This window comes from Streptomyces sp. NPDC047869, from assembly GCF_040704065.1.
In the GTDB taxonomy this organism is placed as follows: domain Bacteria; phylum Actinomycetota; class Actinomycetes; order Streptomycetales; family Streptomycetaceae; genus Streptomyces.
The window spans coordinates 41,089-62,591 of record NZ_JBEYRK010000015.1 but is presented as its reverse complement, the minus strand read 5'-3'; the positions used below and the strand labels follow the sequence as shown (position 1 = coordinate 62,591).

Annotated in this window: 19 protein-coding genes and 1 pseudogene; 6 read left to right on the top strand and 14 right to left on the bottom strand. The window is 73.0% G+C overall.

The window, feature by feature from the left end:
• The first annotated feature begins 11 nt into the window (after positions 1 to 11).
• From AB0924_RS20570 to AB0924_RS20560, 3 genes are read left to right on the top strand one after another with little or no spacing between them, the layout of a single operon-like run.
• Positions 12 to 500, top strand: a complete 489-nt coding sequence (locus AB0924_RS20570) for a gluconokinase (RefSeq protein WP_358928582.1) — start codon at positions 12 to 14, stop codon at positions 498 to 500.
• Positions 501 to 524: 24 nt separating this feature from the next.
• A complete protein-coding gene (locus AB0924_RS20565) occupies positions 525 to 1,493 on the top strand; it encodes a DUF389 domain-containing protein (RefSeq protein ID WP_358928450.1) in 969 nt (322 codons plus the stop codon).
• A gap of 53 nt (positions 1,494 to 1,546) precedes the next feature.
• A complete protein-coding gene (locus AB0924_RS20560; protein ID WP_358928452.1) occupies positions 1,547 to 3,385 on the top strand; it encodes a glycoside hydrolase family 15 protein in 1,839 nt (612 codons plus the stop codon).
• A gap of 12 nt (positions 3,386 to 3,397) precedes the next feature.
• On the opposite strand, the gene AB0924_RS20555 is transcribed toward AB0924_RS20560, so the two are convergent.
• The 7 genes from AB0924_RS20555 to AB0924_RS20525 form a co-directional block, all read right to left on the bottom strand.
• Positions 3,398 to 5,164, bottom strand: a complete 1,767-nt coding sequence (locus AB0924_RS20555) for a cation:proton antiporter (protein ID WP_358928455.1) — start codon at positions 5,162 to 5,164, stop codon at positions 3,398 to 3,400.
• A 36-nt stretch (positions 5,165 to 5,200) separates the two neighbouring features.
• Positions 5,201 to 6,253 carry a cytochrome d ubiquinol oxidase subunit II gene (locus tag AB0924_RS20550; protein ID WP_358928457.1) on the bottom strand — a complete coding sequence of 351 codons (1,053 nt, stop codon included), beginning with the start codon at positions 6,251 to 6,253 and terminating at the stop codon, positions 5,201 to 5,203.
• On the bottom strand, positions 6,250 to 7,671 hold the full coding sequence (locus AB0924_RS20545; RefSeq protein WP_358928459.1) for a cytochrome ubiquinol oxidase subunit I: 1,422 nt from the start codon (positions 7,669 to 7,671) through the stop codon (positions 6,250 to 6,252). The genes AB0924_RS20550 and AB0924_RS20545 overlap by 4 nt, the downstream gene beginning before the upstream one ends.
• 36 nt (positions 7,672 to 7,707) lie before the next feature.
• Positions 7,708 to 8,547, bottom strand: a complete 840-nt coding sequence (locus tag AB0924_RS20540) for an SDR family oxidoreductase (RefSeq protein ID WP_358928461.1) — start codon at positions 8,545 to 8,547, stop codon at positions 7,708 to 7,710.
• Between the two features lie 165 nt (positions 8,548 to 8,712).
• Entirely contained in the window at positions 8,713 to 10,293 is a 1,581-nt protein-coding gene (locus AB0924_RS20535) for a GMC family oxidoreductase (RefSeq protein ID WP_366912110.1), read from the bottom strand.
• Between the two features lie 113 nt (positions 10,294 to 10,406).
• A complete protein-coding gene (locus AB0924_RS20530) occupies positions 10,407 to 11,372 on the bottom strand; it encodes a cyclase family protein (protein ID WP_358928465.1) in 966 nt (321 codons plus the stop codon).
• Positions 11,369 to 12,796: a chloride channel protein gene (locus AB0924_RS20525; RefSeq protein ID WP_366912109.1), complete on the bottom strand. Its 1,428-nt coding sequence runs from the start codon at positions 12,794 to 12,796 to the stop codon at positions 11,369 to 11,371. The genes AB0924_RS20530 and AB0924_RS20525 overlap by 4 nt, the downstream gene beginning before the upstream one ends.
• A 219-nt stretch (positions 12,797 to 13,015) precedes the next feature.
• Between AB0924_RS20525 and AB0924_RS20520 the strand changes: the two genes are divergently transcribed.
• A complete protein-coding gene (locus AB0924_RS20520) occupies positions 13,016 to 13,516 on the top strand; it encodes a hypothetical protein (protein ID WP_358928469.1) in 501 nt (166 codons plus the stop codon).
• A 26-nt stretch (positions 13,517 to 13,542) separates the two neighbouring features.
• Here AB0924_RS20520 and AB0924_RS20515 read toward each other — a convergent pair.
• Positions 13,543 to 13,877, bottom strand: a pseudogene (locus AB0924_RS20515) (MBL fold metallo-hydrolase); the annotation flags it as partial.
• Positions 13,878 to 13,967: 90 nt separating this feature from the next.
• On the opposite strand from AB0924_RS20515, the gene AB0924_RS20510 reads away from it, so the two are divergent.
• Complete coding sequence (locus AB0924_RS20510) at positions 13,968 to 14,249, top strand: hypothetical protein (RefSeq protein WP_358928471.1); 282 nt, start codon at positions 13,968 to 13,970, stop codon at positions 14,247 to 14,249.
• Between the two features lie 98 nt (positions 14,250 to 14,347).
• Complete coding sequence (locus AB0924_RS20505) at positions 14,348 to 16,126, top strand: phosphatidylglycerol lysyltransferase domain-containing protein (RefSeq protein WP_358928473.1); 1,779 nt, start codon at positions 14,348 to 14,350, stop codon at positions 16,124 to 16,126.
• Here AB0924_RS20505 and AB0924_RS20500 read toward each other — a convergent pair.
• The 6 genes from AB0924_RS20500 to AB0924_RS20475 all read right to left on the bottom strand — a co-directional run bounded on the left by AB0924_RS20500 (position 16,095) and on the right by AB0924_RS20475 (position 21,379).
• Entirely contained in the window at positions 16,095 to 16,673 is a 579-nt protein-coding gene (locus tag AB0924_RS20500; RefSeq protein ID WP_366912108.1) for a GNAT family N-acetyltransferase, read from the bottom strand. The genes AB0924_RS20505 and AB0924_RS20500 overlap by 32 nt on opposite strands.
• A 175-nt stretch (positions 16,674 to 16,848) precedes the next feature.
• Positions 16,849 to 18,282: a HAMP domain-containing sensor histidine kinase gene (locus tag AB0924_RS20495; RefSeq protein WP_358928477.1), complete on the bottom strand. Its 1,434-nt coding sequence runs from the start codon at positions 18,280 to 18,282 to the stop codon at positions 16,849 to 16,851.
• A complete protein-coding gene (locus AB0924_RS20490; protein WP_358928479.1) occupies positions 18,282 to 19,016 on the bottom strand; it encodes a response regulator transcription factor in 735 nt (244 codons plus the stop codon). Before AB0924_RS20490 ends, AB0924_RS20495 begins: the two co-directional genes overlap by 1 nt.
• 98 nt (positions 19,017 to 19,114) lie before the next feature.
• Positions 19,115 to 19,723 carry a CE1759 family FMN reductase gene (locus AB0924_RS20485; RefSeq protein WP_366912107.1) on the bottom strand — a complete coding sequence of 203 codons (609 nt, stop codon included), beginning with the start codon at positions 19,721 to 19,723 and terminating at the stop codon, positions 19,115 to 19,117.
• Positions 19,720 to 20,805 carry an LLM class flavin-dependent oxidoreductase gene (locus AB0924_RS20480; protein ID WP_366912106.1) on the bottom strand — a complete coding sequence of 362 codons (1,086 nt, stop codon included), beginning with the start codon at positions 20,803 to 20,805 and terminating at the stop codon, positions 19,720 to 19,722. Before AB0924_RS20480 ends, AB0924_RS20485 begins: the two co-directional genes overlap by 4 nt.
• Before the next feature lie 94 nt (positions 20,806 to 20,899).
• Positions 20,900 to 21,379, bottom strand: a complete 480-nt coding sequence (locus AB0924_RS20475) for a MarR family winged helix-turn-helix transcriptional regulator (protein ID WP_358928485.1) — start codon at positions 21,377 to 21,379, stop codon at positions 20,900 to 20,902.
• Positions 21,380 to 21,503: the final 124 nt, after the last annotated feature.

The window sequence follows — 21,503 nt, the reverse complement described above, 5'->3', positions numbered from 1 at the left end:
TGGTGGTCGTGATGGGCGTGTCCGCGTCCGGCAAGTCCACCGTCGGAGCGCGGCTCGCGCGACGGCTCGGCGTGCCGTTCCTGGAGGGCGACGACCTCCACCCCGCCGCGAACCGGGCCAAGATGGCGTCGGGGCACCCCCTCGACGACGCCGACCGGCGGCCCTGGCTGGCGGCGCTCACGGAGTGGATCCGCGTGACCGCCTCGAGCGGGCACGGCGGTGTCGCCTCCTGTTCCGCGCTCAAGCGCGCCTACCGCGACCAGTTCCGGCGTACCGGAGCGGACCTGTGGTTCGTGTACCTGGCGCTCGACCGCGAGGTGGCCGCGCAGCGCATCGCGCGCCGCAAGGGGCACTTCATGCCGCCGGCACTGCTCGACAGCCAGTACGCCACCCTCGATCCGCTGCACGCCGACGAGCCGGGCGTCACCATCGACGCCTCCGGCGGCGCGGCCCAGGTCGTGCGGGCCGCGCTGCGTTCGGTGTGCGGTGCCGACCGCTAGCGGACGCCTCCCAGGAGGGTTCGGATGGACCTGATCCACTTCCGCATGGTGATGCCGCCGTCGCTCACCGAGCCGGTCGTCGGCCTGCTCGCCGCGCACGACCGCGTCCTCAACCTCGTGGTGGTGAGGGCTGCGCGGGTTCCGGACGGTGACGCGGTCGAGTGCGACGTGGTGAAGGGCGCCGCCAACGGCGTGCTGGCGGACCTGCGCCGGCTGGGCGTGGACCGCGCGGGGTCGATCGCCGTCGACGACGTCGACATGATGTTCTCGCACCACGCCGACCGGCTGGAGGCCGAGCAGCCGGGCGCACTCGTCCAGGCGCCGCTGTGGGCGTCGGTGGAGGCCCACATCCGGGCGGGCGGGACCTATCCCCCGTCCTTCTACCTGTTCCTGGTCATCGCCGGGATCATCGGCTCGGTCGGCATCATGACGAACTCGCAGATCCTGATCGTGGCGGCCATGGTGGTCGGCCCCGAGTACAACGCGATCACCAGCATCGCCCTCGGGCTCGACCGCCGTAACCGCCACCGGGTCCGGGACGGAACGCGGGCCCTGACGGCCGGGTTTCTGCTGGCCGTCGTCGTCACGCTGGGGTTCGCCGCGCTGGCGCGGGCGTTCGGCCTGCAGTCGGCCGCCTTCGAGCTCGGGCTGCGGCCCGTCTCCCACCTCATCGACACACCGGACTTCTTCTCCGTCGCCGTGGCCGTGCTCGCGGGCGTCGTCGGCATCGTCTCGCTCACCGAGGCACGCGGCAGCGCCCTGCTCGGTGTGTTCATCTCCGTGACCACGATCCCCGCGGCCTCGGACATCGCCGTCTCGCTGGCCTTCGCCGACTGGGGCCAGGCCCGGGGCTCGCTGCTGCAGTTGCTGGTCAACGTGGTCGTCCTGGTGATCGTCGGCGTCCTCACCCTGCGCCTGCAGCGCCGGGTGTGGCGCCGCGCGGCCCGCCGGGCCGCCGCCGACCGGAGCGCGGGTGCGGGTGGCCCGTCCTAGGCTGATCGAGGGGGGCCGTTCGGGTGAATCGCTTTGCCGGAAGGGGTGCCCCGATGGACGACTATCCCCTGATCGAGAATCACGGCCTGCTCGGCGACCTGCAGACGGCGGCCCTGGTGACCACGGACGGCACGGTCGACTGGCTCTGCCTCCCCCGGTTCGACTCGCCCAGCGTCTTCGGCGCCCTGCTCGACAAGCACAAGGGCGGCCACTGCACGGTGCGGCCGGCGCACGCGATGTACGCGACCAAGCAGCTCTACCTGCCCGACACGGCGGTCCTGGTGACCCGGTTCATGACCGAGGCCGGCGCGGGCGAGGTGGTGGACTTCATGCCGGTGACCGGGAGGGCGGCCACGGACTGCCACCGGCTGGTCCGCCTGGTGCGCTGTGTGCGCGGTGCCATGACGTTCGACGTCGAGATCGCTCCGCGGTTCGACTACGGCCGGACGGCCCACCGGCTGCACATCACCGAGCACGGCGCCCTGTTCGCGGCGGAGGACGGCGCGGTGCTCACCGTGCATCCCATCCGGGAACCGGAGGACGAGCGGCTGGTGGACGTCCTGACGGACCGTGGGAACGACCTGCACTTCACACTGTCCCTGGAGGCGGGCCAGCAGCGCGGTCTGATGCTGGAGTCGGCCGCCGACGGGCCGCCGCGGCAGATCCGGCTCGCGCAGTACCAGGAGCTGTTCGAGGAGACCATCAGGTTCTGGCGCTCCTGGCTGGGCCAGTCGCGGTACTCGGGGCGCTGGCGGGAGACGGTGGAGCGGTCGGCGATCACGCTGAAGCTCATGACGTACGCACCGAGCGGTGCCCTGGTGGCCGCCCCGACGGCGGCGCTCCCCGAGCAACTGGGCGGCGAACGCAACTGGGACTACCGGTTCACCTGGATCCGGGACGCCTCCTTCTCCGTGTACGCCCTGCTGGGGCTGGGGTTCACCGAGGAGGCGAGGGCGTTCATCAACTGGCTGGGCGACCGGGTACGCGAACGGGCCGGCAGCGAGGGGGACTCGGGCCCGCTCAACATCATGTACCGGGTCGACGGGTCCTCCGACCTGAAGGAGGAGTTGCTCGAGCACTGGGAGGGCTACGCCCGTTCCGCCCCGGTGCGGATCGGCAACGGCGCCGCGACCCAGCTCCAGCTCGACATCTACGGCGAGGCCCTGGACAGCATCCACTTCGCGCACCGGCACGGGATCAGGCTGGGGCACCAGGGCTGGCTCTCGCTGCTGACCAACCTGGAGTGGCTGGTCGACCACTGGGACCAGGCGGGAGAGGGCCTGTGGGAGACCCGCGGCGGCCGCCAGAACTTCACCTACGGCCGTGTCATGTCCTGGGTGGCGTTCGACCGCGCCCTGCGGCTCGCCGAGTCGCACGGCCGGCCGGGTCCGACCGCACGCTGGCGCAGCGAACGCGACGCGATCTACGAGCAGGTCATGAGCCGGGGATGGAGCGGGAAACGCCGGGCCTTCGTGCAGCATTACGGCAGCGACGTGCTGGACTCCTCGCTGCTGCGCATGTCGACGGTCGGGTTCATCACCCCCGAGGATCCGCTGTGGACGTCGGCGCTCGACGCGATGGAGCAGGAACTGGTCAGCGACAGCCTGGTCTACCGCTACAACCCCGAGGCCTCGCCGGACGGCCTGCGCGGTTCGGAGGGCACGTTCTCGCTGTGCACCTTCATGTACGTCGACGCGCTGGCGCGGGCCGGACGCACCAACCGGGCCCGGCTGGTGTTCGAGAAGATGATGGGCTACGCCAACCATCTGGGCCTGTACTCGGAGGAGATCGACCCGACGGGCCGTCAACTCGGCAACTTCCCGCAGGCGTTCACCCATCTCGCCCTCATCGACGCGGCGCTGACCCTGAACGACGCCCTGACGTCCCGGTAGCCGGGCGCGGGATCAGCCCGGCGGTGGCGCGGGGCCGAGGAGCACGAGGGTGTCGTCCGGTGCGGCGCCGGCGAGCGGTACGGCTCCGGTGACGGGTTCCAGCTCCCCGCCCGGCCGTACGACGAACAGGGTGTCGTACCCGGGCGGGCGGGGCGCGGACGCCGGCTGGACGTGGAAGTGGGCGCCCCGCTCGTGGCGGTCCGCGACGGCGTGCCGGACCAGCCGCCCGCCGAACAGGGTGTGACCCGCCGTGTAGGGAGCGACCACGCCCTCGCTGCCGGGCGGCGGACCGACCCGGTAGACCGGGCCCTCGACGCTGTCCTCCATGACGACCGAGGCGAGCGCGTTGAAGTCGTCGTCGGCCGTGAGCAGGAAGACCGAGGTGACGCCCTCCAGCCGGGCCCGCGGATCGGTGGCCGTGGCCATCAGCTCCCCGGTGACCAGTTCGATCCCCGCCGCCTCGATCCGCTCGCGCTCCCGCGTGCCGCCCGCCCACATCAGCACGTCGGCACCGGCGGCGCGCAGCGTCCGGGCGAGATCGACGACCCACGGATCGCCGCCCACCAGCAGCGGTCGCGCGCGGGCGGTCCGGCTGACACCGAGCCTGCGGGCGACGGGCTTCGCGGTGAGCGCGTAGACCAGGACGGTTCCCACGATCACCAGGAAGGTGACGGGGAGGATCTTCCCCGCGCCGCGCAGTCCCGCGGCGGTGAGCGAGGCGGAGAAGGTGGTGGCGGTGGACGCGGCCACGATGCCGCGCGGGGCCATCCAGCCGGTGAAGGCGCGTTCGCCCGCGCGGAGTTCCGTCCGGACCGTGGACAGCAGGGCCACCAGCGGCCTGACCACGAGCACGAGCAGGGCGATGAGCGCGAGCGTGGGCAGCAGCACCGGGACGACGGACCTCGGCGTCACGGTGGCCGAGATGGAGATGAACAGCAGGCCGATGATGAGCTGCACGAGGGTCTCGAAGAACGGCCGGCGGGCGGGCATGTCGAGGCCGGGCAGGTTCGCGACGGTCAGCCCGGTGACGATCGCGGCGATGAGCCCGGTGTCGTCGTAGGCCATGTCGCAGCCCGCGGCCACCGCGACGACCGTGGCGAGCTGGGCCAGCGTGCCCAGCGTCTCGCCCAGTCGCAGCCGCCGGAGGGTGAACCAGAGCAGTGCGGCGCCGACCGCCCCGCCCACGAGGCCGAGGGTGATTCCGGCGAAGAACTCGCCGAAGCGGAAGTGCCCGCTGCGCAGTCCGCCGGAGACGATGGAGTGGAAGACGACCGCGCCGAGGATGCCGCCGACGGGGTCGATCAGCGAGCCTTCCCACATCAGGACGCGGCGCACCCCGTCCGACGGCCGGACGTGCTCCAGCAGGGGCCCGACGACGGTCGGCCCGGACACCACGAGGATGACCCCGATCATGCTGGCCACGGCCACCGGCACCCCGAACAGGGCCGGCGCCGTGCCCAGGACGGTCCCCCAGGTGAGCACCACCCCGAGCACCATCAGCCGGACGACGACGGAGCGGGTCGCGCCCTTGAGATGGCGCAGGTCGAGGCTCAGCCCGGCGTCGTACAGGATGATCGCCACGGACAGGGAGACGAGCGGGGAGAACGCCGGGCCCAGGAGCAGGTCGGGGTGGATGTCGTCGGTCAGGGCCCCGGCGGCGAAGCCGACGGGCAGCAGCAGGATCAGGGCCGGGATCCGCAGCCGGCTCGCGAGGATCTGGCATCCGACGGCCAGGGCCACGGTCAGTCCGAGGCCCAGCAGGATGTCGTCCTCGCTCACCCGGCTCCCGTCCCCGGGTGCGGGCCGGCCACCGGGTCAGCCCTCGCCACCGGTGCCGGTACCGGTGCCGGAGGCGCGCAGGTCCGCGTCGGTGAGACCCTCCAGCTCGCCGTGGGTGTCCAGCCAGTACAGCAGGGCGACCGCGGGGACGACGAGCACGAGGGCGACGAGGGTGACGAGGCCCAGCCAGCGCAGTGTGGTGTGCGCGCCCGCGCCCTCGGCGACGGTCAGCGAGGTCGGTACGAGATAGGGGCGCTGCGCCATGCCCCAGGCGAGGATGGCCGAGGCGACCGTGCCGACCGCCGTCACCCGCGACCAGGCCCCGGACGGACGCGTCAGCAGCCATCCGGTGGCCGCGGTGCCCACGGCCGCGACGACGACGAAGAACAGGCCGACGCCGTGCGTGAGCCCGTGCCACACGTGCGGGGCGTCCCCGTGGGTGACGACCAGGGTGATCACGGCGAGCACCGCGAGGGCGGCCAGGGCGCCCAGTGCCCGCCGCCGGAAGTAGGCGTCCAGGTCCGGCGCGGCGAAGCGCCGGGCGTCCGCGGCGAGGAAGACGGCGCCGAGCGACGCCGTGGCCGCGATGGCGAGCAGCCCGAACAGCAGTGAGGTGGGGTTGGCCCAGGCGTCCGTCGACGCGGTCGTCGTCGAGGTCACCCGGCCCGAGGCGACTCCCCCGACGGCGGCGCCCAGGAAGAACGGCGTCAGGAGCGAGGCGACGGCGAACATGGCCCCGTACAGGCGCCGCCCGGCCAGCCTGCGGACCGGCTTGCGCAGGGCGAAGCCGGCCCCGCGCAGCACGGTGCCGACGGCGGCCAGCGCCAGCGGCAGCCACATCGTGACGAACACCTGCTGGAAGAGGACGGGGAACCCCGTCCACATGATGACCAGCACGAAGATCAGCCAGACGTTGTTGACCTCCCAGACGGGGGCCATCGCGTGGTCGATCAGCCGGCGCGGGCGCTCACCGCGCTCGGCCCCGCCCGCCGTCAGGTCCCAGAAGCCGGCGCCGTAGTCGGTGCCGCCGCCGCAGGCGTAGGCCGCCACGGCGAGCAGCAGGACGACGGCCATGACCCCGGCGATCACAGGAACCTCCCGGCGGAACGCGGCCCGTACGGTGTGTCGGTCTCCGGTGTCTCCGGCGCCGGCCCGCCCGTGGCGTCCGCCCCGCGCCAGCGGGAGCGCATCTTCAGCAGGACCGCCAGGAACGATCCGAAGACGAACACGTACACCACGATCACCAGGGCGAACATGAGCCACAGGCCGCCGGCGCGGGTCGACGTCACCGCCTCGGCGACGCGCATGTTCTGGTACACGATCCATGGCTGGCGACCCACCTCGGTGGTGATCCAGCCGCACTCGACCGCGGCCACGGAGGCCACGCCCGCGCACGCGGCGACGCGGTAGAACCACGGGGAGGCCGGCAGCCGGCGGCGGCGCAGCCACACGACGGCGTACCAGAGGGCGAGCAGGATCAGCAGCGACCCGATGAACACCATGGTGTCGAAGGCGAAGTGGGCGATGGTGGCCTCGCGGGCCGTCGGCCGGTCACTGGCCGGCACCGACGTGAGGCCGGTGACCTTCGTGTCCGGCCGGAAGCCGGCGAGGATCGAGTCGAGCTGGGGGATCCTGATACCGCCGGAGATGCTCCCGTCGGGGTGCAGCCGGCCGTAGAGGTACTCCGGCTGATGCGTGTCGGTGTTCCAGACGATCTCCATGGCGGCGAACTTCACCGGCTGCTTGTGGAAGACCTGCCGGGCGATGGAGTCGCCGAGCACGAACTGCACCGGCGTGAAGACCGCGGCGAGCGTGAAGGGGACGGTGAAGCCGAGCCGGTGGTAGCGGTCCCGGCGGCCGCGGAGCCATCCGGTCGCGTAGACACCGGCCACGACGTAGCCGGCCGTCACGAACATCGCGACGACGAAGTGCCAGTACTGCGGGCCGAACATGGGCGTGAAGATCGCCTTCCAGATGCTCACGTCCACGGGGTTGCCGGCTGCGTCGAGGGTGAAGCCGCGCGGGGTGTTCATCCAGGAGTTCGCGGCCAAGATGCCGAAGGCGCCGAGCAGGGCGGCGAAGGGCAGCGGCAGACCGAGCAGGAAGTGGGTGCGGGAGGGCAGCCTGCGCCAGCCGTACAGGTAGACCGCGATGAGCACGGCCTCCAGGAAGAAGGCCCAGGCCTCCACGCCGAACCCGATGCCGAAGACATCGCCCCACCGGCCCAGCATGCCCGGCCAGAGCAGCCCGAACTCGAAGGACAGCACGGTGCCGGTGACGACCCCGATGGCGAACTGCACCGCCATGACGGCCGACCAGCGCCGGGCCAGCAGCAGCGCGGTCGCGTCGTTCCGGCGCAGCCCGTAGCCGTGCATGATGAGCGTGATCAGCGGGAGTGCGACGCCCAGCGGCACCAGGATGATGTGGGAGGCCAGGGTGAAGGCCATCATCGAGCGGGCCGGGAGGGTCTGCGGGGGCACGTCCGCCAGGGACAGGACCGTGTGCATGGGCGCCTTTCCGGGAGCCGACGCGGGCGGGTCGGGTCAGCCGCCGGTGGCGAAGCCGGGGAACAGGGTCATGCCGCCGTCGACGTACAGCGTGGTCCCGACGACGTAGTCCATGAGGTCGGAGGAGAGGCCCACGACGGCGTTGGCGATGTCCTCGGGGTCGCCGACCCGGCCGTAGGGGATCAGCCGCAGGAGGTCCCGTTCCGCCTCGGGGGTCTCCCAGGCGCCGCGGTTGATGGGGGTCTTGATGGCCCCGGGGGCGACCGCGTTCACCCGGATCTTCTTCGGGGCGAGTTCCTGCGCGAGGGTCGCCATCATCATCTGCACGCCGCCCTTGGAGGAGGCGTAGTTCACGTGCCCGGACCACGGGATGAGCTGGTGCACCGAACTCATGCAGATGATCTTCCCGGCCGCCCGGGAGACCTCGGGGACCACTCCGCGGCGCAGGAACTCCCTGGTCGCCTCGCGGGCGCAGAGGAACTGCCCGGTGAGGTTGACGTCGAGGACCTTCTGCCACTGGGCGAGGGTCATGTCGGTGAGGGTGGCGTCCCGTTGCAGTCCCGCGTTGGCGACCAGGATGTCGATCGTGCCGAACTCCTGGACCATCCGGTCCACCATGGCGACGACCTGGTCCTCCTTGGAGACATCCGCCTCGTAGGCGGCGGCCTTGACCCCGAAGGCGGTGATCTCCTCGACCACCTGCTCGGCCTCCTCGCGGCCGGCCACGTAGTTCACCACGACGTCGGCCCCGGCCCGGCCCATGGCGACGGCCGTCGCCCTGCCGATCCCGGAGTTCGCGCCGGTGACCAGCGCCTTCTGACCCTTCAGCAGATGTGCGGGGATCACGCCCCGCGGTGCGCCCTCGGTGGAACTCACGATGCCCTGCTCCTTGCCTGCGTGCCCTGACCGCGGCCGGGCCGTGGGCCCGGAGGTTCTCCGTCAGCCAAGCACCGGGGCGCACGACCGGCATGCCGGGGCGGACCGCGTTGCGCTGCGCGGCTGAGGTTCTTAGCCCGGTCGGACGCCCGCCCGGGCGGTGGGTCAGCCCAGCCGCTCCAGCAGGTGGTCGCCCACCCGGAGGGCGTTCGCCATGGCCGTCAGGGACGGGTTGACCGCGCCGATGCTCGGGAAGAAGCTCGTGTCGACGACGTACAGGTTGTCCAGGTCGTGGGCCCTGCAGTTCAGGTCCAGCGCCGAGGACGCCGGGTCGGTGCCGAAGCGCACCGTGCCGGCCTGGTGGGCGGTGGCCCCGATCGGCATGCCCTTGTGCAGGTAGATGCTGCGGGACAGCAGCTTGTGCTCGTGCATGCCGAGCCGGCCCAGCATGTGCTGCAGCTTGTGCCGCAGGTGCTTCAGGCCGGCGACGTTGTTGGACTCGTCGAGCGTGAGCCGGATCTGGCCGTCGCTCTCCAGGGTGACCCGGTTGTCCGGCTGCGGCAGGTCCTCGCCGCACAGCCAGAAGTCGACGGCGTGATGGGCCAGCACCTCGAAGGGCATGTCCGGCGACACCGCCCCGGCCCAGCGCGGGGCCTGGCCGTGGATCTGCTCGGCGTCGGACTTGCCGAGCATCTGGATCCCGCCCAGCGGGAACTCGAAGTCGTCCGCGCCCAGGTACCAGTCGTGCAGCGCGAGGGTCTTCTGGAACCGGGTGTCGTTGGGTTCCTTGGAGATGGCCATCAGCGCCAGGTTGTTGTGGCGCATGTAGTACCGGCCGACCACGTCCGAGCTGTTCGCCAGGCCGCGCGGATGCCGGTCGTTCGCCGAGGCGAGCAGCAGGGCGGCGGAGTTGACGGCCCCGCAGGCCACGACCACCAGGTCGGCCGAGAACCGGGCCTGCTCGCCGCCGGGCAGCGCGGCGACGACGGTGGTGACGCTGCGTCCGGTGGGGTCCGTCTCCAGCCTGGTCACCCGGGCGTTGGTCACCATCTCGACGTTGGGGTGGGTGAGAGCCGGCTCCACGCAGATCACCTGGGCGTCGGACTTGCCGCGCACCAGGCAGGGGAAGCCGTCCACCCGGTCGCAGCGGATGCAGGCGCTGCCGTGCGTGGCGCGGCCGTACTCGTCCTGGGTGAGGTCGACCCCGATCGGCAGGTGGAAGGGGTGCAGTCCCTGCTTCTCCAGGTCGTGGCTCAACTGCTCGATGCGCGGCTCGTGTTCGACCGGCGGATGGGCGTACTGGGCGCTGCTCGGCCCTTCGAAGGGGTCCTCGCCGTGCCGGCCGTGCACCAGGTAGAGGTGCTCGGCCTGGGTGTAGTACGGCTCCAGGTCGTCGTAGCCGAGGGGCCAGGCGGGCGAGAGGCCGTCGTGGTGGCGCAGTGCGCCGAAGTCCTGGGGGCGCAGCCGGAAGAGGGCGGCGCCGTAGAACTTGGTGTTGCCGCCGACGTAGTAGTTCACCTCGGGCGGGAACTCGTCGCCGTGCCGGTCGAGCCAGAACTCCGGGGCCCGGTACTTGGCCTTGACGAACACGGCCGTGGAGTCCCAGTTGTCGCGCTCGCGCCGCAGGTAGCCACCGCGTTCGAGGATGAGCACGCGTTTGCCGGAGGGGGCGAGACGGTGGGCGATCGTGCCGCCGCCGGCACCGGTGCCGATGACGATGACGTCGTAGGAGTTGTGGGTGTCCACGGCAACCACCGTCCTTGTCCGTTCGGTCCGCGGCCGTTGCGGGCTTCACCTCTTCGAACGTACGCGCCATACGGTGGCGAGGCACCCGGAGCGGACACGCACCGGGCGGCCGGTCAGAGCACGGCGATCGGGTTCACCGGTGAGCCGGTCGCCGCGGGGAGCCGGAGCGGGGCGACCACGCACAGGAAGTGCGGGCGGCCGGTCTCCTCGCACGCCGTGGCCAGTTCCTCGAGGTCGAGATAGTCGAGCAGATGCAGTCCCATGGCGTTGACGGCGAGGACGTGCACGGGGAAGAGGACCCCGGTCACCGCGCCGGGTGCCGCGTCGCTGTTGCCGTCCGAGCCCAGGACGGACACCTGCCGCTCGGCCACGAAGTTCATGGCGTCCGGGTGCAGGCCGGCCCTGGCCCGGGTCACGTCCCAGGGGCCGAGACGGCGGCGGCGCAGCCGGTGGCCCACCCGGACCAGCAGCAGGTCGCCCGGCCCGGCCCGTGCCGCCTGGGCGGTCTCGGCCGCGGCGAGGTCCTCGGCGGTCACCCGCTCGCCCGGTTCGAGCCACGGCACGCCGCGCAGGCGGGGGATGTCCAGCAGGACACCGCGGCCTACCAGGCCGTCGCGCGCCAGGTCGAGGGTGAGCGCTCCGGCGCCGTCCGGGGTGACGGTGCTCGCCGGGACACCGCCGTACAGCTCTCCGTCGAAGATCACGTGGCACAGCGCGTCGAGGTGGCTGTCGACGTCACCGTGCACGTTCATGGCGAACCGGTCGCGGGCGAAGTGCAGCCCGGGTTCGTCCCGCTCCTGCCGGTCCGGCGCGGTCATCCGGTGGGTCGCGGGCTCCGGGCTGTCCGCGGCGGTCGCGGTCTCGACGGGCGCGGCCAGCGACACGGTACGCCCGGACCGCACCCCGGCGGCGGCCGCCACCACCCGCTCGGGGGTGAGCCGGTCCAGTGCGCCCTGCCCCCGCAGCGCCGCCTCCCGGGCCCGCTCCCGCAGCCGGCGGTACAGGCCCCGGAAGGCCGCTTCGGTCAGCGTGCCCGGTACCGCCCGGGGCGCGGGGGCGGGGTGCTCGTGCGACGTCATCGCGAACTCCTCTTCGGCGGCCCGGCAGCGCGCTCGGCGTCGTCGTCCCAGGTGGCGGCGGGCCGGGCGTCCGGTGGGCCGGCCGGCCTGCCGACCGGCGGCACGGGGCGGCCGGGCGGCAGCAGCTCGGCCGTCACGAAGGCGACCACGGCGGCGAGGATCACCACGGGGATCATCGCGGCGCTGCCGAGCACCAGGACGACCAGGAGCACGCTGCTGACCGGCAGCCGCAGCGCGGCCGCCGACGCGGCCGCCATGCCCGCCGCCATCCCGGGTACGACGCCGAGGCCGGGCAGCGGGGCGAGCAGCACGCCCAGGGCGGCGCCGAGGAACAGTGACGGGAAGATGGGTCCGCCGCGCAGGCTGCCGAGGCACAGCGCGTAGGCCGTGCCCTTGCACAGCAGTACGGCGACCAGGGCGCCGACGCCCCAGGCGTGCGGGTCGGCGGCCAGCCGGGCCAGGGTGGCCTGGCCGGAGGAGGCCACGTCGGCCGGTGACTGGTCGACGGCCAGCGCGTACACCGCGGCACACGCTCCGGCGGCGAGGGCGCACAGTGCGGTGTGGACGACCGGCCGGCCCGCGACGAAGACCGCGGCCCGGCGTCCGGCGGACAGTGTCAGGTGGACGGCGGCGGCGACGGCGACGGCCATCAGCACCGACCAGAGCACGTCCCCGGCGTCGAGCCGGGGAAAGGGGACGCCCACCTTCACCGAGAGGGTGCCGGTGGCGAGGCCGGTCCAGTGGCCGAAGCCGGTGAACACCAGCGACCCGATCCCGCTGGACAGCAGCGCCGGCAGCATGACCGCGAAGAGCTGCGGGCCGCCCACCCCGGCCACCTCGATCAGGATGACGGCGGCGACCAGCGGGTTGCCGAAGATCGTGGACAGGGCGGCGGCGGCGCCGGCCGCGCCGAGGAGTGCCGTGCCCTGCGGTGTGTCCGCGGTCCGGGCGAGGTTCCTGAAGTACAGCGCCAGGCAGCCGCCGAGCGCGATCAGCGGGGCCTCGGGGCCGAGGGTGGCGCCGAGCGGCAGGCTCGCCAGCGCCGCGAGGATCACCCCGGGCAGGGCGGCCGGGGCCATCCCCGCCGTGTGCAGGCCCCCGGCGGGGATGTGTCCGCCGGCGCCCGGCAGACGCGTGACGACGAGGCCCACGGCGAGACCGGCGACCGTGAGCAGCGGCAGCGGCCACCACCACGGGGGGACGCTCCAGCCGAACTCGGCCGGCAGTGCGGCCCACAGCAGGTGTTCGAGTTCGTGGAGCCCGGCGAGGAAGAAGAAGGCGGCCAGCGAGACCGGGACGCCGATGAGCGCCGACAGCAGGAGCGCGTGCTGGTAGGGGCGGGAGCGCAGCAACTCGCGCAGCCGGTCGGCCTCTTCCGGCTGGGTGCCGGCGGCGCGGGCGGTGGACGGGTCCGGCGGCGTCACGACACCGTTCCTCCCGTATCGGCCGGGAATGTCGCGCTCACGGGACCGTGCCCGGTGGCGCCCCCTCCCTCCAGCCATTGCAGCACCCGGCCGCGGGCCCCGCACTCCCGGAGCCGCCGGGGCCCGGGGTCCTCGCGGTTCCCGTTCGGGATGCAGTTCGCGGTGACGGCCCCTTCACTGGGAGGAAAGCCCGTTTCGGGGACTCTCTGGAGGCGGACCATGGCTGGCAGATGGACACGGGGAGCGGCGGGCGCGATCCTCGCCGGGATCGTCGCGGTCGCGGCGGCGGGCTGCTCCGACGACAACTCCGGGAACGCCTCGGACGCCGCCAGCAAGGCGGCCTCGGCGGCCTCCTCCGCCGCCTCCTCCCTCGCCTCGAAGGGGGGCGACGCGCTGGCCTCGGCCTCGGCGGAGGCCCGGCAGAAGCTCAACGGCGTCAAGAACGGGGTGCAGGCCAAGGGCGACGTCACGCTCGGCACCCCGGCCGTCGGAAGCGACGGCAAGGCCACCGTCAAGGTGAGCGCCAAGAACACGGCGTCCGCGGCCAAGTCCTTCGCCGTCCAGGTCAACTTCACCGACAAGAACGGCGATCTGCTGGACGTGACCGTGGTGACGGTCAAGGACGTGGCGGCCGGCTCCACCGGCGACGCCACCGCCCGGAGCCACCGCAAGCTGACCGGCGAGGTGCACGCCGTGGTCAACGCGGCGCTGCGGTACTGACGTCGGGCCCGCACGAGCGGCCGGGCTCAGTCCAGTCCCAGGCGGTCCGCCAGGCCCGCCCGCTCGAACGCGGCGACGACCTCCTCGCGGCCCTCGGTGAAGTGGACCCAGCTGTCGCAGTGGGCCGGGACACCCGCCGGGCGCCGAGGAGGCGGGCCGCGGTCGCGGTTCCGGCGCCGTCGGGGACGAGGAGGGCGTCGCCGAGGACGGGCAGCCGGGGGGCGCCGGCGAACAGCACCGCGGTGTCGACGGGGGCGTACCGGTCGGCGATCGCCTGGACCGGCTCCAGTGAGGCGTTGTCGCCGCTGACGTAGACGGTGGGCAGGCCGGCGGCGGTCAGCACGAAGCCGGTGACATAGCCGACATGCGCGGTGCGACAGCGGCCGCGCCCCCGGCCATATCGTGGATGCCCGAACACCAACGGCCACACATCCGCTCATCGGGGGACACCATGCGGGACACACACACGGAGCCGGCCCCGGCCGCGCCGCTCGCCGTACGCGGACTCGCCCCGACGCTGACCGTGCTGGTCGTCAGCCTCGTCGTCGCCGCCGTCGGCGTCTACGAGCTGTGCGGTTTCGGCCTGCACAGCCTCGACCGGCGTCCGCACCTGTTCAGCGACGGCCTCGCCACCGGCGGGGTGATCGTCGCCGCGGTGGCGGCCGGGGCCGCGGTGGGCAACCTCGCCTGGACGCTGGCGGCGGCCCGGCGCGGCGCGGACGACTCCGGATGAGAACCTGTGCACCGGATGTGCGCACCTTTGCACGCGCGTTACCCTACGAACTGTAGGGTCGGCGTCGCCCCGTCCCCTCCCCCAAGGTGCCCGTCACCATGCCCGCACGACAGCCGAGCCCGGCCTCCCCACCGGCTCCCGCCCAGCGCGCCCCCCGTCCCAGTGCCCCCGCCTTGCCGGCCCGTGACGGTCGGCTGAGCGAGCGGGCGGCGGCGTCCACCGTCTGGTATCTGCGGCTGCAGGCCGCGCTCAACATCCTCGCGGTGCTCTCCCTGCCCTTCCGCGAGGAGGTGCACGAGCACAACGTCGGCTCCTTCTTCACGCCCTACCTGGCCACCGCCGGCCTGGTCTCGGCGTTCCTCGCCCTCTTCCTCGCCGTGGTGATGCGCCGCCGCAAACGAGCCGCCTGGGTCTTCAACCTCCTACTCGCCGGCCCGCTCTTCGGCCTCTACGTCCTCGCGCTCACCCGCGCCCCGTACCGCGAACACGTCTTCAACTGGCTCTCCGCCGCCCTCACCGGCCTGTTCGTGGCCGCCCTGCTGCTCGGCCGGCGCGAGTTCGACGCCATCGGCGACCGCTCCAACCCGCGCCTCGCCCTCGCCGTCGGCACCGGCGGCGCCCTGGTCAGCGCCACCCTGGGCACGCTGCTGGTGCGGGAGACCAACCGGATCCCCGGCGCCACCCTCAAGGACGAGATCTCCTACACCCTGCTGCGCGGCATCAGCGTCGGCCCGCTCGCCGACCGCGTCGACACCGTGGACGCGCCCCGCTGGGCGGACATGACCGTCAACCTGCTGATGGCCGCGACCTTCCTCCTCGTCCTCTACGCCTGCTTCCGCGCCCCGCGCGGCGCGTGCCTGCTCGGCGCGGAGGACGAGCGGCGGCTGCGCGAGCTGCTCGGCAGGCACGGCGAGCGCGACTCCCTCGGCTACTTCGCGCTGCGCCGGGACAAGGCCGCCATCTTCTCGCCGAGCGGCAAGGCGGCCGTCACCTACCGCGTCGTCGGCGGGGTCAGTCTGGCCTCCGGCGACCCCATCGGCGACCCCGAGGCCTGGCCCGGCGCTATCGACGCCTGGCTCGCCGAGGCCCGCCGTCACGCCTGGACCCCGGCCGTCATGGGCGCGAGCGAGGACGCCGGCACCGTCTACTCCCGGCACGGCATGGACGCCCTCGAACTGGGTGACGAGGCGATCGTCGAGCTGGCCGACTTCACCCTGGAGGGCCGCGCCATGCGGGCGGTCCGCCAGGCCCACAAACGGGTCCGCCGGGCCGGTTACACCGTCCGCGTCCGCCGTCACGAGGACATCCCCGACGACGAGATGGCCCTCCTCGTCGACCGCGCCGACCACTGGCGCGACGGCGCCACCGAGCGCGGCTTCTCCATGGCCCTGGGCCGCCTCGGCGACCCCGGCGACGGCCGCTGCGTGATGCTGGAGTGCCGTGACGCGGACGGTGTCCCCCGGGCCCTGCTCAGCTTCGTCCCCTGGGGCGAGCACGGCCTGTCGCTGGACCTGATGCGCCGGGACCGCGCCTGCGAGAACGGCCTGATGGAGTTCATGGTGGTGGAACTCCTGCTGCGCGCCGAGGAGTCGGACATCCAGCGGGTGTCCCTGAACTTCGCCATGTTCCGCTCGGTCTTCGAACGCGGCTCCCGCCTCGGCGCCGGCCCGGTGCTGCGCCTGTGGCGCTCGGTCCTCACCTTCTTCTCGCGCTGGTGGCAGATCGAGTCCCTCTACCGCGCCAACGCCAAGTACCGCCCGCTGTGGGAACCCCGCTTCCTGCTGTTCGCCAAGAGCAGCGACATCCCCCGCATCGGCCTGGCCAGCGCCCGCGCGGAGGGCTTCCTCACCCTGCCGGTGCTGAGGGGCCGGTCGTAGCGCCGGGCCCGTCACCCGGCCACCACACGCCCATCCACTGCTCGGCGCCCCACTCCTCGAACCGCCGCACCTCGGTGAACCCCAGCTTCACCGCGAGGCGCATCGAGCGGTCGTTGGCGGTCTGGGTGCAGAGCACCACCGGCTCGCCGGGAAGCGCGGCGGCGAACCAGCCGAGCACCGCCGCGCACGCCTCGGCGGCGTAGCCGCGGCCCCATGCCCGCGGCAGGAACAGGTAGCCGAGTTCCACCTCCCCGGCATCCGGGCGGACACGACTCCGGTGCTCCGCGTCAGGTCGGTTGAGCTCGATGGTGCCGATCAGCGCTCCGTCGAGCTCGACCACGAAACGGCCGGGGCGCCTCTCGGGCGTCTCGGGCAACTGGCGCTCGACCTCGTCACGCGGTCGCGGGCCACCGATGTAGACGCCCACCTCCGGCGAGGTGAAGAGCTCGATAACCGCCGCCCGGTCCCGCGCCTCGGGCTCGCGGAGCACGAGCCGCTCGGTCCTGATCGGAGCGGGTGGCCAGGCCGCGGAGCTGAGTTCAGGCATGACGGGCAACGTATCGCACGCCCGCGGGAGCCGTCCGGCGGCCGCACTCACCACCCCGGAACCAACTGCCGTGCTTCCTCGCCCGTTTCACGCGGGGACACGCACGCGCGAGCGCTGTGCGCGACCCGTACGCCGCCGGGGCCGTACCGCGGGGCGGCGCCGCCGGGGAGCGCCCTCACGCACCCGCGTCCCCCACGATCCCGCCCCCGACCGTGAACCCGATGACCGCCCCGCCGCCCTCCCGCCGGTAGGCGAACGGCGCCCCACCGTGGGCCATGGCGACCTCGCGGACGATGGACAGGCCCAGGCCCGAGCCCGGCAGGGACCGCGCGTCGGCGGCCCGGTAGAAGCGGTCGAAGATACGGATGAGGTCGCCCTCGGCGATACCGGGCCCCCGGTCGAGCACCTCGACCCGGACCGTTCCCGGGCGCGCCGGACCGGTGACGGCGATCTCGATCGGCTCCTGGCCGCCCCGGTCGAACTTGGCCGCGTTCTCGACCAGGTTGGACAGCGCCCGCTGGAGCATCCCGGGCCGCCCGTCGGTACGCGTGTCACCGCTGGCGCGCAGCACGATCTCCCGGCCGGTACGGCGCTTGGCCAGCCCCAGCACGTCCTCGGCGATGTCGGCCAGGTCCACCTGCTGCGGCGGCTCGCTGTCGGACTGCCCGGCCGCGAGGTCGACCAGCTCGTTGACCAGGTCGGTCAGTTCCCGGGCCTCCTGGCTGAGGTCGGCGACGAGTTCCTCCCGGCTGTCGGGCGGCAGTTCGTCGATCCTGCGCAGCAGCGAGATGTTCGTACGCAGTGAGGTGAGCGGCGTCCGCAGCTCGTGCCCCGCGTCCTGGACCAGCCGCCGCTGGTCCTCCTCGGACTGGGCGAGGCGGCCCAGCATGCGGTCGAAGGCGCGGCCGAGCCGGCCCACCTCGTCCAGCCCGGCGACGGGCACCTCGATGCCCAGCCGGCGGGTGCGGGCCACGTCCTCGGCGGCGGAGGTGAGGACGACCAGGCGCCGGGTGATCCGGCGGGCCAGCCACCAGCCGAACAGGCCCGCGGCGACCACGACCGCCGACATCAGGATCAGCGTGCGCTGCTGGAGCGCCCGCAGCAGGTCCTCGGTGTCACTGAACTCCTGGGCGACCTGCACCGCGCCCTTGCCGTCGCCGAGCGAGACGGTGGCGATGCGGAACAGGTCCTCGCCGACCCGGACGTCCTTGTGCTCCACCACCCGGCCGGCCGTGCGCGCCCCGGACACGGCCCGGTCCCGGGCGGTGACCGGCAGCACCGGGCTGCCGTGGTCGACGATCTCCCCCCGCGCGCCCAGTACCTGCACATCGGTCCGGGCCGGCCGGACCAGATCGTGGCCGGGCCGGGAGGAGGAGAAGTCCTCCGGGACCATCTCGTGCTGCCGCACCTCGTCCCGCACGTCGGACACGACCTGTGTGAACACGGACTGCTGGTCGACCCGGACCAGGCGTGCGGCGGAGCTGTAGGACAGGATGCCGACGAGGATGGTCACGGCGGCGGTGACGGCCGCGAAGGACACCGCGAAGGTGGTGCGCAGGGAGACCAGCCTGGGCCGGGGCCCGGCCCCGGGCCGCCTGCCGCGGCCCACTAGTCCTCCCGCAGCACGTAACCCACGCCCCGCACGGTGTGGATCAGCTGCGGGGCGCCGGGCTCGTCCAGCTTGCGGCGCAGATAGCCGACGTAGACGGCCAGGTTCTTGGAGCCGGGGCCGAAGTCGTAGCCCCAGATCCGGTCGTAGATGGTGGAGTGGTCGAGCACGATCCCGGCGTTGCGGACCAGCAGCTCCAGCAGCTCGAACTCGGTGCGGGTCAGCTCCAGCTCGCGGCCGCCCCGCCAGGCACGGCGGGCCTGCAGGTCCATCCGGATGTTCGCGGCGCCCACCTGCCGGTCGGAGGCCTGCGCCTCCCGGCCGCCGTCGGCGGCGGGCGTCGCGCCGGCCCCACCCGCCGGCACCGGGCTGGTGCGGCGCAGCAGCGCCCGCAGCCGGGCGAAGACCTCCTCCACGTCGAACGGCTTGACCACGTAGTCGTCGGCGCCGGCGTCCAGGCCGGCGATCCGGTCGGCGGTCTCCACCAGGGCGGTGAGCATGAGGATCGGGGTGCTGTCGCCCTCGGCCCGCAGCACCCGGCAGACCTGGAGCCCGTCGATGCCCGGCATCATCACGTCCAGCACCAGGACGTCCGGCGGGGTCCGGTGCGCCTGGGCCAGCGCCTCGACCCCGTCGGCGACGGCCGTCACCTCGTAGCCCTCGAGCGTCAGGGCACGCTCGAGGGCATGACGGATGGCACGGTCGTCTTCGGCGAGCAGCACAGTCTGGGGCACGTCCCCAGTCTGCCAAGGCCTCCGGCGGTTCGGCCGGGCCGGGCGGGCCGACGATCACCCTTTTTACCGCGCTCTCACCGTCACAGCGGCGGGCCGCGTCAGGCGCCGACGGCGCCGAGCCGCGCGAGCTGCTCCTCGAACGGCACGACCGGCGGCCCGTCCACGGGGTCCGCCCCGGCCGCGGACAGCCCCGCCATGAGGCCGGCCAGCTCGCCCGCGGCCCGCTCGATCCGCTCGGCCAGCCCCTCGGCCCCCCAGTCCTCCGAGGCCGCGTAGACGCCGGTGGGCACCACCACGGCCCGCAGGTAGGCGAACAGCGGCCGCAGCGCGTGTTCCAGCACCAGGGAGTGCCGGCCGGTGCCCCCGGTGGCGGCGATCAGCACCGGCTTGCCGGTCAGCGCGTCCTTGTCCAGCACGTCGAAGAAGGACTTGAACAGTCCGCTGTACGAGGCACTGAACACCGGCGTGACGACGATCAGCCCGTCCGCTCCCGCCACCGCGTCCTGCGCGGCGGCCAGGGCCTTCCCGGCGAACCCGTTGGTGAAGTTGTGCGCGATCTCGACCGCGAGGTCCCGCACCTCGACGACCCGCACGTCCACCGGCCCGCGCCGGTCCACCGCGGCCGCCAGCCGGTCGGCCAGCAGCCGGGTGGACGAGGGGACGGCCAGTCCCGCCGAGACGACGACGAGCTTCAGGCGGTCGCTCATACCGTGGCCGCCTCCTTCGCGGCGAGCTGGGTCTGATGGGTCGGCGCCTCCGGCACGTCCGCCGGGCGCCCCTTCGCGAACTCCTCGCGCAGCACCGGCACGACCTCCTCGCCCAGCATGTCGAGCTGCTCCAGGACCGTCTTCAGCGGCAGCCCCGCGTGGTCCATCAGGAAGAGCTGGCGCTGATAGTCGCCGGCGTACTCGCGGAAGGACAGCGTCTTCTCGATCACCTGCTGCGGCGAGCCCACCGTCAGCGGGGTCTGCTCGGTGAAGTCCTCCAGCGACGGACCGTGCCCGTACACCGGCGCGTTGTCGAAGTACGGCCGGAACTCCCGTACCGCGTCCTGCGAGTTGCGGCGCATGAACACCTGGCCGCCGAGTCCGACGATCGCCTGCTCGGGGGTGCCGTGCCCGTAGTGGGCGTACCGCTTGCGGTACAGCTCGACCATCCGCTTGGTGTGGTCCGCGGGCCAGAAGATGTTGTTGTGGAAGAAGCCGTCGCCGTAGTACGCGGCCTGCTCGGCGATCTCCGGCGAGCGGATCGAGCCGTGCCAGACGAACGGCGGCACGCCGTCCAGGGGCCGCGGCGTGGAGGTGAACCCCTGCAGCGGGGTGCGGAACCTGCCCTCCCAGTCGACGACGTCCTCGCGCCACAGCCGGTGCAGCAGGGCGTAGTTCTCGATGGCGAGGTCGATGCCCTGCCGGATGTCCTTCCCGAACCACGGGTACACCGGCCCGGTGTTGCCGCGCCCCATCATCAGGTCCACGCGCCCGTCGGCCAGGTGCTGCAGCATCGCGAAGTCCTCCGCGATCTTCACCGGGTCGTTGGTGGTGATCAGGGTGGTGGAGGTGGAGAGGACGAGCCGCTCGGTCTTCGCGGCTATGTGGCCGAGCATCGTCGTCGGGGACGAGGGGACGAACGGCGGGTTGTGGTGCTCGCCGGTGGCGAAGACGTCGAGCCCGACCTCCTCGGCCTTGAGCGCGATGGCCACCATGGCCTTGATCCGCTCGCGCTCGGTCGGCGTCCGCCCCGTGGTGGGGTCCTGCGTGACGTCGCCGACGGTGAAGATCCCGAACTGCATGGCCGGCCTCCAGGTTGTTGACTGTTCAACTATAGCCCTGGAACGGTCCCCGGCCCGCCGCTATTCCCCCGGCCTCCGCCGCCGCCCGCCCGGCTCAGCCACGCCCCTCGCGCAGCCGGGCGACCTGCTCCCGGCCGAAGTCCACCGTGCGCTCCATGTGCCGCACGATCACCGCCAGCTCGGTGTCGTCCAGCTCGTCGAAGAGGGAGAACCAGTCACCGGCCAGCGAGTCCCACAGCCGCCCGAACTCCGCGATCCGCTCCGGCACCGTCACCACCAGCACCCGCCGCCGGTCCACCTCGTCCCGCCGCCGCACCACGTACCCCGCCCGCTCCAAGCGGTCCACCAGCCGGGTCGCCGACCCGGTGGTCAGCCCCGTCAGCTCCGCGACCCGGCCCGTGGTGACCGGCGCCTCCTCCAGCGTGAGCAGATTCAGGCACTGCAGATCGGTGGGGTGCAGCCCGATCCGGTCGGCCACGGCCTGGTTGAACAGGGCGTAGGAGGCCATGTACCGCCGGGACACCACGGACAGCTCCGCCAGCAGCCCGGACCGCCCGGTCCCCTTCCCGGCCATGCCGCACTCCCCTTCGTCCGCGTGGTGCAGTGATCGTACGACCACGGACCCGGACGCCCGGAGGACGAACGCCTCCAGGTGCCGGAAGGCGCACGCGACCCCGGGGTCAGAAGGCGCACGCGAC

Excerpts from the sequence above, each read along its gene's own strand:
- AB0924_RS20570 (WP_358928582.1), top strand. The coding sequence starts at position 12 with ATGGGCGTGTCCGCGTCCGGCAAGTCCACCGTCGGAGCGCGGCTCGCG.
- AB0924_RS20565 (WP_358928450.1), top strand. The coding sequence starts at position 525 with ATGGACCTGATCCACTTCCGCATGGTGATGCCGCCGTCGCTCACCGAG.
- AB0924_RS20560 (WP_358928452.1), top strand. The coding sequence starts at position 1,547 with ATGGACGACTATCCCCTGATCGAGAATCACGGCCTGCTCGGCGACCTG.
- AB0924_RS20545 (WP_358928459.1), bottom strand. The coding sequence starts at position 7,671 with ATGCACACGGTCCTGTCCCTGGCGGACGTGCCCCCGCAGACCCTCCCG.
- AB0924_RS20530 (WP_358928465.1), bottom strand. The coding sequence starts at position 11,372 with ATGACGTCGCACGAGCACCCCGCCCCCGCGCCCCGGGCGGTACCGGGC.
- AB0924_RS20520 (WP_358928469.1), top strand. The coding sequence starts at position 13,016 with ATGGCTGGCAGATGGACACGGGGAGCGGCGGGCGCGATCCTCGCCGGG.
- AB0924_RS20510 (WP_358928471.1), top strand. The coding sequence starts at position 13,968 with ATGCGGGACACACACACGGAGCCGGCCCCGGCCGCGCCGCTCGCCGTA.
- AB0924_RS20505 (WP_358928473.1), top strand. The coding sequence starts at position 14,348 with ATGCCCGCACGACAGCCGAGCCCGGCCTCCCCACCGGCTCCCGCCCAG.
- AB0924_RS20500 (WP_366912108.1), bottom strand. The coding sequence starts at position 16,673 with ATGCCTGAACTCAGCTCCGCGGCCTGGCCACCCGCTCCGATCAGGACC.
- AB0924_RS20485 (WP_366912107.1), bottom strand. The coding sequence starts at position 19,723 with ATGAGCGACCGCCTGAAGCTCGTCGTCGTCTCGGCGGGACTGGCCGTC.
- AB0924_RS20480 (WP_366912106.1), bottom strand. The coding sequence starts at position 20,805 with ATGCAGTTCGGGATCTTCACCGTCGGCGACGTCACGCAGGACCCCACC.
- AB0924_RS20475 (WP_358928485.1), bottom strand. The coding sequence starts at position 21,379 with ATGGCCGGGAAGGGGACCGGGCGGTCCGGGCTGCTGGCGGAGCTGTCC.